This window comes from Hydrogenophaga sp. SL48, from assembly GCF_021729865.1.
In the GTDB taxonomy this organism is placed as follows: Bacteria; Pseudomonadota; Gammaproteobacteria; order Burkholderiales; family Burkholderiaceae_C; genus Hydrogenophaga.
Genome location: NZ_CP063400.1, coordinates 5,421,634 through 5,433,040, shown reverse-complemented (window position 1 = coordinate 5,433,040; position 11,407 = coordinate 5,421,634). Strand labels below are relative to the sequence as shown.

Sequence of the window (11,407 nt, the reverse complement as noted above, 5' to 3'; positions counted from 1 at the left end):
CGATTGGAGCCGGTCGTTGACGGAGGGTATATTCCCGCTACCTTGCACTAAGCGGTCGTCGGGCCTCGTCACAAGCGAAGTCACGATTGTTGGCTGGATGGGGCACTGGGGACATCGAGTTGACGGACTTCACAACCTTCAGATTGGTACGGTTGGTGGGGGGTAGGTCAGTGACAGCGTCGCTGACGCCGCCCTAGCCGACCATTTGAAGGACGAATGGCGGACCGGGAGGATGCTCTCGAGCGAAGGCCCTGAGCCTTTGAGCACAACGACTCTCGTGGTTTGCCCGAATCTGGCTGCCTTGGTGGATGAAAAGAGCAGGGCTTGGCCATTGGCGAAGCCGCTGGGCTTGGACCGTCTTGGCTACCTTCAACGTGATATGTACCCTGGGCGGCTCTTCCTGCCTACGATGCCCGGTCACAGGCATCTTGGGGTCACTCCTCGCGACGGGCACCTTGAGATCAAGTCAGGTAGCGACGTCGTCGCAGACCTTTGCTACTGGAATGCGGGATGGGGACCTGTTCGTCCAATGCAATTCGATGGAAATTGTGGCACGGCTCTGGTCTCCAGAGGCACCGCCTACCGGACGCCATCGGGCGCACCGGCCTCTCAGGTGCGGTCGTTGTACTTCTGGCGCGTGCGGACGCTTCACCGGAAGAGCACCTTCGACCGCTTTGATGAGACGTTGACCTTCGGTGTCGAGTTTGTGTGACGCTACTGCCTAAAACTCAACGTCGTCATCCTCAGCGTCAGCGTCTTCCGCACCCTCCCCAAGCTCAGCCGTCCTCCTGAGCCTTTCCCCCATATCGGTGGCAGCCATCTGATAGGACATGTTGGCATTCAGACGGATCATCTCGTCAACGCTGAGCATGTCGATTCGGCCGTTGGGCAAAAGGCGGACGTTTATCCACCCCTCCATGCCTTGGGGATGCATCTTTCCGGACTCGAGATGCTCGTGCACGAGGTTTATACGCTCTTCGAACTCGATTCTTGTCGTGGGCGTGTGCATAGTCGTAAGCTTTGGAAGCATCGTCATTTGTCCTTATGAAGGACGGCTCGCACCCTTCCATTGACCCGTAGGACCCATTGCATTCGCCAGCCAGGAGGGAGCACGAGTGCATCGCGACGGATGGCGAGCATGGATACCTCGTGAAGCCGACTGCTGGCCCACGATCTGACCGTGCGGCCGTCTCTCCAGTGGTGCCTGACCATTGATGAGGCTGACGTCTGCAGAAATTGAATGAAACGCGGGCTCGCTATCGCTGGTGTGAGGGCGCCAAAGTGGGCGAGGCCGGTTTTGACGCGGCTGCAGACCGTGAGCTGTTCGCCTGGCCCGGGTCTAGGAAGCTCCGTTGGTTTGAATGCTCCAAGCGGACCCTGTTGGGGTGTCAACTGTCCAGGCGGTAGGAGATGAGATGTGAGATCCACCTTGATGGGCTGAAATTGACGTTCTAGGTAACACTGCAGATCCAAGAATACGAGGTCCCCGCTTGATGGCACATAGCTCGGTTCCTTGCCGGATTCAATCGCGGCAATCAAGCTTGAGATGAGCGGCCTCCCATCGGGAGGCTCGATCAGGGACTCTGGGTTGTAGATTCGAAGTGCGGCTTCAATCTTCCCAATCTGCTCGATGGTCGCGGGCGCGAAGAGCGCGACATTCAGCGCATACCGAACCCTCGCGGCCCATCGGTCGGGAACAACGTCTGGTTCTCGGTATCTCTCTGCCGCAAGCGTTTCGAGTTGTTGAGCATCAGCAAATGAGTGTGTGCCACACAGGTTCCTGAGGATCGAAGCGGCACGCGAGAAAACGCCCTCGTCCAAGAGCCCGGCCGCGTGTAGCTCGCGGAGTGCACCGTTAAGCGTCGAGGGCACTTGGTTTGGTTGCAGAGGCTCTTCGGTGGCGCTGCCTTGGGTCGGGGGCACGACGCGCTTCGCACGCAGTAAGCTGGCAGCTTCGGTTGCCGAAGCAACACCTTTCGATGCCGCGCGATCCGCAATGCGAAGAAGCGTTGCGTAGCGGCCTGAATGGGAGCAGGTTTGCGACAACCGCTCGACGCCGATGAAGGGAACGATGTGTTCCCACAGAGCTTGAGGGCTCTCACGCGAAAGAATGTCCAGCGAGGCCGCAGCGATATCCGCGCGACTCCCCATCTCCATCGAGAAGGCGAGGGGTGCCAACCTCGGCATCCATTTGTCGTCGCTTCGAAGAAGCCAGAGCACCATCGCCGCCGCTGAGTCCCGACGCTCCCAACTGGGGTGGTCGAGCGCCCACAGCAATAGGTCTAAAAGGGCGTCGGATGCCTCGGCCGACTCCATGGAGCCGATGTACTCAAAATTCTCCAGCGGTGCGTCCCCGATCAGCTCACGAACATGGTCGGTCGCCACAAAAAGCAACTGCGCCCGCTGGTTGGAATCAAGCTTCGGCCCGATCAGACCGATGAGCTGGTAGGCAACGCTCCAGCTCTGACTGTGTTGCTCGCGAAGTGCAAGCGGTCCATAAAGTCGGGCCAGTTCGTCAGCCGAGGCCACGTTCTCGGAGATGACAAGGTCGGCCATCCTGGCCGGATGCCCGTGCGACCAGATCGACCAGCCGCCGTCCTGCACCGCTCGCAGGGCCAAGACTGCCTGCTCGATGGCGGCGGAGATGTTCTTTCGCTTAACATGCCTGCGAGCCGATTCTAGGGCCTCTTCGGCCTTGCGCACGGATGCGTGCGTTCCAATGGTACCGGGCAAGACATGCTGGTCCTCAGCGCTTTCCTCCTCTCTCTCCTTCTTGGCAGCATCCTTGGTAGCGTCCGGATCTTTCGAGGCCTCAGACTGTGCTGAACCTGTTGTGCTTAACTTGTCGCTCGTCCCGAAGCGTCGCCCCAGATCTTCAAGCGCCCTCGGACTGAAGAAGTCCCGGCATTGGTCAAGCAGTGTAGAGAAGTGACCAAGCAACGAGTCCGGTAGCGCATCCGAAAGGTGCCGGAGCAGCATCCAGGCTCGCTCCGGGTTCATGGCTTGTGCGATACGGTCGATTCGCTGAATCGTCCATGCCAGGTCGGTTGGATGCCCTGACACCTCTTGGATGAGCGCTGCATACGCTGGCCCCCAATCTCTGAGGTGACGTTCGTCGCCATGCTGATAAACCTCAAGTAGCGCCCATCGCACTCGCCAGTCGGCTTTGCTACCTGTGTGCTTAAGAAGCTCGTTCAGCGAGGTCTGCTCTTCCAGCTGGCCGCCTGGATAACGCATCCCGACGAGGGGGGCAACGCGGTCAAGATCGCCGTCTGAAGCTTGGGCCCGCATCTCATCGAGCGTTCCGGATGCTTGGTGCTGAAAGTAGCGAACCGCCTGCGAATACAGCCCGCGCCGGCTCAGCTCCCCAATGAAAGTGCCTTTGTCGGCGCGGACGTACCGCTGGAAGGTCATTTCACCGCTGGCACGCTCCAAGAGCGCGGCAATCTGTGCGAGAGAAGTTGAAGCGACTTCGGCGTCGAACGGGAGAGCCTCGAGCACGCGAGACATCACCGAGAACTGATCTTCCTTGTACCAGCTCGGGCCCATCGAAACGGCGAGGACGGACTCGTAGGTGCGCAGTGCTTCATCCGAGGAGCCCATTCGGGCGAGCAGCGGCACCATGGATAGCAGCTCGGGCACAAGCTCATGCCGGTTCTGCACGTTGTCCCTGACGTAGTTCCTCCAGCGGAGCAGCAGCTCGAAGACGCGGTCCTCTAAGTCGCTTGAGACGCCCGCATTGACGAGCATCATCATCACCGTTTGCAGAGAGCGACGGAACCCTTCGTTGTACAAACCTAGTTGGTCCTCGAACGCCTGCTCGATGACGCCGACGAGGTCGCCGATCTCGCCTGGCAGACAATCCAGGCAGACGTCGGTCAGGCATCCGTAAAGGATCGGTACGATGTTCTCAGGGACGAAGTAGGCAACTGGCCACTGAACGCGCGATGCAAGCTGAAGCTTGAAGCACGGCAGTACCTCTTCGGTCAGGTAAGCCTTGGCGGCGGCGAGTCCTTGTTGGTCGTTTGAGGCATAGGCACGGCGGGCTTTTGCATCCAGCCATATGACGCTTCTGGCCAAGGTATCGAGGCGCTCCTCCCACTCGTGGGGCTCTAAGGAGGCGGGCGAGGGAAGGACCTGATTTCGATTCAGGAAATAGGCGGCTCTCAGGTGCGAGTAGCCCTCTATGAAGGCCCGGCTGTCAGCAAGCGACTTGTTCTCCGTGTAAAGAGGTAGCGCACCTGCTTCCCACTCCAGACCTTTGGCGTAGCGCTCCACCAATGTGGGGCTGGCGCAAGCCTCGATCAGAAGGTCAACAACTCCAAATTCCTTCTCCTCGGGCGTCAGGGTGTCATCGACCTTGCCGCTGATGTCTTCAAGCAACATGCCCAGCTTGTCCTTGGGAAGTCGGGCGTCGTAGTGGCGCGCGTGAATGTGCGCGTGCCTAAGAATGGATAGGAGGGAGAGGGCTTGGTACTTGTCGGGCGTCCCGGGTGGTATCGGGATCAGTGCCAAGGGCTTGTAAGCATGGGCTACACAGACTGCCGTACCAAACATGTTGCCGATCAAATCGGTCAGGAGACGCTGTCCATTCTCCCGAGAAATGTTGTTCCTTGGGTCACTGACTAGACTCACAAGGTGCTCAAGAAAATCGTCTCTTGAGGTCTCAGCGCCCGCGTGGTCAGCCAATGCGTAGCCTTGGAGCCGAATCGACGCAGCGTCGAAGTACTCATTCAGCTTGACTCTGTCCCGCGTGAGGGTCGAGTGCAGCAGCGTATCCACTTTGCGCAGCACCCTGACACCTTCCTCGGGATGCCCCGCTTCAATGAGTCGTCTAACGATTGAAAACGCTTCTCCAGGATCGACTATGAGCTGGCCATGTCTGAGGATATGACGGAGTGCCTGCTCAGTCTTACCCAGCGCAATGAGGGCCTCCGCAGCCAAGCTGGCAGACTGCGCGAACAGAGTGTCGTAGCGAAACTTGAGCCTTTGCGACAGCAGCAGCAGACGGACGATCTCCGTAGCTGTCCCTACCTGAATGGCGGCATTCAGCGAGTCCTCTATGTCTCCAAGGAGCACATCCGGCTCAGCGCCGAGAAGAACGCATCGGTCGACCCAGCGCTGCTGACACTCCGCGAGTGCCGTCAGCTTCTTCTCCGTGCGGCTGAGCAGTCCATGGAAGACCCGATTGAGTTCTCCGTACTCTCCGCTGCCTGGCTGCACGCAGTAGTCTGACAGTCGACCTTGGATCCAATCGCTCTGGGTTGAAGTCTTGTGGACGACGAAATCTGAGAACGACGAGTGATAGACCTCCGTCGTGCTCGGCCCCGACAGTAAGTGACGGATGCGGGTGATCGTGGGGACGAAGGCTGCCGACTCTGACGCGGTGAGCATCCCCATCAAGTCGCTCGTCGGGATCCCCCATCGAAGTCGAGCGATGATGCCCAGCAGGTTGATTGCGTCGGCATCAACAAGCAGCCTGGACCAGATCCTCTCGTAGTAGTCCTCAATCGACCCGCTGAAGGGCGGCAACGCCTCCAGGTCGTTCACGTCGGCTCCGCCATTCACGAGATCGACGAGATACCGAAGGTACAGCGGATGACCCCTCGCGCGTTCGCACAGGGCAGAGACCAGGCTAGGCGTAGCTTTGTCTTCATCAAGCGAGCGCGCGCACAGCCGGTACTGGATATCCTCTTCCAGCGCCGGAAGCGTCATCCTCTTGGCCCCTTGAAGTAGCAGTCCAAGGCGATTCGCTATCGCGTCCAGACCCGCGCCTACCACCACGACCTTCAGTCCTTTTGGGATGGTTGTGGGAAGAAGGCCAACAAATCGCTCGAGGGTGTCGCATCCAAGTGCAGCCACCTCGTTAACACCGTCGATGAACAATAAGCCGACCCGCCCCCTGGCTGCGCAGCGACTCGCCAAGTCGCCCAGAGCCTGGTGAGTCGCCTGAATCAGTTGCGCATAGGTGCGTTCCCTCAATCGAGCCGGTTTGCCCGTTGCTCGAGTTGATACGAGGGTTGTCAGCCAGTCGACGAATACTTCCGGCTGCGCCTGAAGTGACGGGGTGAAGCCGTGGCTTCGCTCGGTGAAGCCATAGACCCCAAGTGTCTCGACGGCTTCAGAATTCGGACTGAAGCCGCGGCAATAGGTGGACTTGCCGATCCCGTGCGCACCATCCAGGAAAAGATAACCACCTGAGGCCTGGACTAAGGTGGATTCGAAAACCTCGTCAAACGCCGGGCGCGATGCGAAGGGCGACGCGCCGTCCTCAACCGCCTCCTCTTCGGGGAGCAGGTTGTTTTCGGCTAGAAAGCCGCTCATGGACTCCATGCTGACTGCGCCGAGTGAGTTGTCGACGCTGACGCGCAGCATCCCCTGGCAGCCATATGCGGTGATGAGGGCGGCGCCGGACAATCCTCGGTAGTCGGATAGAGCCGTTTCAGGGCTGACTGAAAGGTCTAGGTCCACGCCGTTGGCCAACTCGGTCAACGATTGCTGAACCGTTCCCGAGAACACCCCGCCGATCAGCAGCTTGGTGACCGGAAATCCGAACGCCTGCCATCGTTCGCCTGGGCGTACGACTTCGGCGTGCACGGGAATGGGCGTTAGCTCTGAGGCATCGGCAAGGCGCAGCAGGCAAACATCCAACCGTTCCTCAAAGGCGTCAACGATCGCCGAAATTTTCGACGCTGATGGCCCGACACCGAAGCTCACCTCGATGACCGCTCCTTCGGCGGCCTCGTCGCCAAGACAGTGATAGGCCGTCAGGACGTGGTTCGCCGATACGAGCCAGCCGGTGCCGACTTCACCGAGGCCTAGTACTTGGCACGTCGCGAGCTTCACTTCCTCTTCTGTCATTCTTCTCTCCCTAAACCTGAATCCAATCATTCTGCGTGATGCGCACGTTGAACCTCGCCCCTGACCTCGATAAGTGCGCTTTCAGGCGAGTGGAAGCTGGTGTCTCGTAGTTGAAGTAGATAGTTCGTTCAAACGCAGCCGGCCTATCGACTATCTCTGCCAGAACCTCAAAGTTCGGGTGGTCGTGTCCTGACCCATTGGTCGAGATCAAGAAAAGCGGTGCGTCGATGAGCGATAGGAGGTCTACGCTGGTGTTGCGCAAGCTGCCATGGTGTGACACCTTGATGGCATCGAATAGCTTCAAACTGTCGCCGCCGTGGGTTCTCCGCAACTCCGCGGCGATGTCTTCAGCCCACGCGTCACCTAACAGCAGCAAGCGTTTGGCTCCGCCTTCAACGATCGCGGCAATCGAGCTGCCATTGGTTAGAGAGTCGTCTGCCACATACACGTCACGAAGTCTTTTTTTGCTCGCCGAGGAGATCGTTTTCGCCGTTGGCACGACGTGCTGTCGCGCGGAAGCGCAAACCATCTCGTATGCGTCCTCAATGATGGTGTCGATCGCCGCGGTCCCCTTGTAGGAAAGTCTGCGCATCTCCCTGAGCCACCAGGCGCGAAGCTCTTCCAGTCGAGTCTTCGTTGGACCGAGCAGGTGGACGAGAACGCCATTCGCCAACGCTTCGGGTGGTCGATCGCTCTTAACCGGCGTCGTGCCATCGACGTCGTTCCATCGGTAGTTGTGGTCTCTTAGGAGCCGTGCCAAAGAGCTTCCCTGTTTCGCCCCGATCGTGTTTGCACTTGCCCCAGCAGATCGTGGCAGCGGAAACCCTCGCTTCCTGATCGCCTCCAGTACTTGACGGTCATACGTGCTATCGGGCTTTCCAGCAGGCCACGAGAGCGAGCGAAGGCTGTTGTGCCAAACCTGGCTGACATCAATCACGCTCCGCGCGCTGCTTGGCCCGTTCGCGGAGATGAACTCGATAACTCCAGCAATATGGTCCCGGTCGATGTGAGTGCAGATAAGCAAGTCCAACCGATACCCTTCGCCTGAGAGATGCTTCAGGTCGGGAGCAATGTGCTCGTCAAAGGTGCTTCCGTAGCCAGCATCTACAAGGATGTGAGTACCGAACGCGCTAACAAGAAGGGCATCCCCGTTCTTAGCCGGGTACATCTTTATCTTGAGCATGCAAAACAGTACCGACTCACTCGCTGGTGTCCCAGTACGGCGAAGCGCTTCGTGTAGGTAGATTCGGCCATGTGCTATCCCCACAGGTTTTCGTAATCTGCAGACCTTGAGGAAGGCGGCCGCGCGGGTCGATTGATGGCGACAGGCAGCGGCATCGGCGAGCTGACACCGACTACCATGGCCTCACCTTGGCCAAGAGTCGGCAGGAATGCTGCGGCAGACGCATCTAGGTCGCCACAGGCCTTCTCCACGATGTTCCGATCCCGTTCGTTGATGAGCCTGTGGACAATGAACATGCCCATCTGACTCAACACATCCTCAGGGATGTCCCGTGGCCGCTGGGTGGCCAGCACGCAGGTGAGCGAATACTTTCGGCCTTCCTTGGCAATCAGCCCGAACGCGTCCAAGTCTGTCTTGGAGAACTCGTCACCGACTGATTTGTCCAGAAACTGGTGCGCTTCATCAAGGATCGCCACGACTGGATTGGCCATGAAACGGCCCTGGCGCGCCAAGCCCAGAAGATAACGTCCGACCGCATTGGCGACCACTTCTCGAGCGTTGTGCTCGAAGGAGAGGAACTCCAGGCTGATACGCAGCACTCGCTGCGCCGGGTCCGCCAGGAAGGCCTCGATGACGCCTGGTAGTGACTCCAGGCCCGCCGGTGCGAACAGGCACTCCAGGTTGGGCGACGCAAGCTCGCTCTCGATCCGCGACATGAGCGTCGCGCAGGCGGACTGTTCGTTTGGATTCGGTCCACCCCAGTTTGCCGCCTGAGCTTGAAAGCCGGAGGGGTAGACGCACTCCTCCCAAATCTGATTTGAGAGCTGCCCGATGTCGAAGTAAGTGCCCGTGCGCCTCAGCGCGAGCCCATGCTGCACACAAGCCGCCTCGAACGGGAGTCGCGGCGTTCCCGACTTGCGAATCAGGCCGTTCGTCGCCATGCCCTGAACCAGCTGCGCGATCTTCAGGCTCCGCAGTGCTTCCTTCAGCTTAGGCGCCTGCACGCCAGGGCTCGGGCGCAACAAGACGAACAGGTCGGACTCCGTCAATTCCCAGTACGGGAAGCTCAGGAAACGACGCGAGTCGTTCTGGTCGACCTTGCGGCCACCGAGATGAACGTGCGTGATCCCTGGGTGGACCTGAGTTTGAAACTCGCCAGTCGCATCGAATAGGATCGCCTTGCCGCCAAGCCGAACAATTTCCTCGACGAGAAGAGCCAGCGTCCAGCTCTTGCCACCGCCGGTGGCGCCAAGCACTGCGCAGTGCCGGCCCAAAAGTTGACTTGGCGATAGCGACACCAGGGTGTCTCGGGCATGCGGGAACCTGGCAAGGTTGATGCGCTGAGCTTCCGGCGTAATGCCCGCCTCGACGACCTGCTTCATGACCAATGGATGGGCCGAGAAGACGTGCTGGCCGATGCGCGGCGAGATGGGGATGCCCCGCAACGGAGTGCCGGTCTCAAGGTCGACAGCCGTAAGGAGTTGGACCACGCCGACGGGAATCGGCCGCTCGTCTCGCTCGTGCGTCGGTTCGACCGTCAATCGGTCACGCTCGGGCAGCCTGGTCTCGATAAGGCGGCCAAGCACTGCGTGCTCTTCTCCCTCAATGAGGACGAACTCTCCGACCTGACCACGTTGGAGCGAGTAGCCGGCCACGTGACCGCTCCCGGGATGTGATGCGAACGGCAAGTTGACCTCGACTGTCGCCGGCCGAACGGTGCATACGGAGCCGACGTAGCGCTGCCTATCGAATGGCGAAACGACTAGCCCGCTCATGCGACACCGATGTTGCGCAGCCGAGCGACATGGCGCTCGAGGTCGGTTTCGGCCGCGAGGTCAGGCACGAACGGCACCATCTGCTCAAATCCGCAGTTGAGCAGCGTGATCCGTGCGTCGCCGGCGACGGCAAGACTCTTCAGCTGGCCCAGATACTTGTTGTTCTCGCACTCGCCAGGCCCGTTGACCACTCCGTTGTTCCAGGGGGCCAGGCCCGGGCTCACCACCACGATCTTCATGGACAGGTTGGAACGGATGGCGGACATGATGGGCTCGGCCAGATGGTTGTCATTGAAGCCGAAGCCCACAACGAGCAGCCCGGTATCCGGTTCTCGCACCGCCGTCTGGAACGCCCCTATCATCTCAAGGTAGGGCTGCTCGAACGCCAGCTCGTACTTCGAGTTCCGCGGGTAAATCAATACCGGCTTGCCACCTGTCACCCACTTCATGATTTCGCCCGAGGGCTCCTGCCGCTGCCAATCCACTGAACCGTGGAGCTTGTACAGGTGGAAGCAGTTCGGAATCGGGTCAAAAGACTCGCTGTCACCCAGGCGCCGAACTGTCTCGTAGCTGAAGTGGATCGCATCGAAAGTCGGTGGAACTGTGTGCGAAAAACCGTCCACCACGACGTAGCGGCCTTGGCGGCCGGCCTCTTCATAGCAACGGTCGTAGTTGGTTGTGAACACCTTCATCCGCGACTTGCGCTGCGGGCGACGTGCCGCGCGCCGTAGAAATTCGGTGTGGACTGGCAATGGGTGGTTGTGCTCCAGGAAGTTGGTGGCGGCAATGATGTGCGCCTCGGCAAGGGCGACGAACTTCGTCACTTCATCTTTCTGGGCACCGGTCAGGAACGACTCGGCGAGCCGGCAGCGTGACATCAGTGCCTCAATGTCGGTTTTTGCGGCAGGATGCCCTACCAAAGTAAGGAGCTGCTGGAAGTTCGGGCCGACTGGAATTGCCGCAGCCGCCGCCGCGACTTGCCGCGCGCCAATCTGCTGCCAGAGGTCCCACATGGTCGGCGCCTTCGGGCCGTTGGCGACGGCCGGCTGCACACAAAGCGATGTACCCAAGCCGGCAAGCACAACGAGGTTGCTGCAGCGCATGACGTCGGACAGCGCTCGCTTGGCTTCAGCCGTCGCAGGGTCTTCAGAAGCAGGTGCAGCCGGTTGTGCGGCTCCAGGGATGGGCGGAAGTTGCGGTACGACTGCCAGCCACTGACCATTGGTCTTGAAACTCAGAACTTGCACGACGGAGCCTCCCAGCAAGCTGCCGGATGGCTAGCTTCGCGTTGTTTGTATCTTATTGTGTATGAGGTCAAAGCGGGCGCCTGAAGGCCCACTTCGCCGCGAATATCCGGCTATCAGGGAGCGGCACGTGCATAGGGACGCAGGACACAGCAATGCGCTTGGACGGTCTTGGGTGATGGCTTTCCTGCTCAGTGCGGACGTTTGCTGCAGCTAGTCATTGGACCGGAGTCGCTGCACAGCCGAACTTGAAAAACCGAAGGTCGCTTGAAGGCTGGTTGCTGCCGCTCAGATGCATAGGTCGGACTACACCTTCCGCCCCTGAGCTGACATGCGGAAATCGA

5 protein-coding genes are annotated in these 11,407 nt (G+C 59.7%); all 5 read right to left on the bottom strand.

The genetic code is table 11. The annotated features are described in order from the left end of the window. Nucleotides 1–721: 721 nt before the first annotated feature. The 5 genes from avs1c to IM738_RS25875 all read right to left on the bottom strand — a co-directional run bounded on the left by avs1c (nucleotide 722) and on the right by IM738_RS25875 (nucleotide 11,066). The gene (gene avs1c / locus IM738_RS25895) at nucleotides 722–1,030 is read right to left on the bottom strand and encodes an AVAST type 1 anti-phage system protein Avs1c (protein ID WP_236963860.1); all 309 of its coding nucleotides are present in this window, start codon (nucleotides 1,028–1,030) and stop codon (nucleotides 722–724) included. A 2-nt stretch (nucleotides 1,031–1,032) separates the two neighbouring features. Beyond that, complete coding sequence (avs1b, locus tag IM738_RS25890) at nucleotides 1,033–6,861, bottom strand: AVAST type 1 anti-phage system protease Avs1b (protein ID WP_236963859.1); 5,829 nt, start codon at nucleotides 6,859–6,861, stop codon at nucleotides 1,033–1,035. Between the two features lie 10 nt (nucleotides 6,862–6,871). Further along, the gene (gene avs1a / locus IM738_RS25885) at nucleotides 6,872–8,044 is read right to left on the bottom strand and encodes an AVAST type 1 anti-phage system MBL fold metallo-hydrolase Avs1a (RefSeq protein WP_236963858.1); all 1,173 of its coding nucleotides are present in this window, start codon (nucleotides 8,042–8,044) and stop codon (nucleotides 6,872–6,874) included. Between the two features lie 74 nt (nucleotides 8,045–8,118). Continuing rightward, complete coding sequence (locus tag IM738_RS25880) at nucleotides 8,119–9,699, bottom strand: ATP-binding protein (protein WP_236963857.1); 1,581 nt, start codon at nucleotides 9,697–9,699, stop codon at nucleotides 8,119–8,121. Between the two features lie 116 nt (nucleotides 9,700–9,815). Beyond that, the gene (locus IM738_RS25875) at nucleotides 9,816–11,066 is read right to left on the bottom strand and encodes an SIR2 family protein (protein WP_236963856.1); all 1,251 of its coding nucleotides are present in this window, start codon (nucleotides 11,064–11,066) and stop codon (nucleotides 9,816–9,818) included. Nucleotides 11,067–11,407 lie beyond the last annotated feature (341 nt).

Coding starts and splice junctions, on each gene's coding strand:
- avs1c (WP_236963860.1), bottom strand. CDS start 1,030: ATGCTTCCAAAGCTTACGACTATGCACACGCCCACGACAAGAATCGAG.
- avs1b (WP_236963859.1), bottom strand. CDS start 6,861: ATGACAGAAGAGGAAGTGAAGCTCGCGACGTGCCAAGTACTAGGCCTC.
- avs1a (WP_236963858.1), bottom strand. CDS start 8,044: ATGCTCAAGATAAAGATGTACCCGGCTAAGAACGGGGATGCCCTTCTT.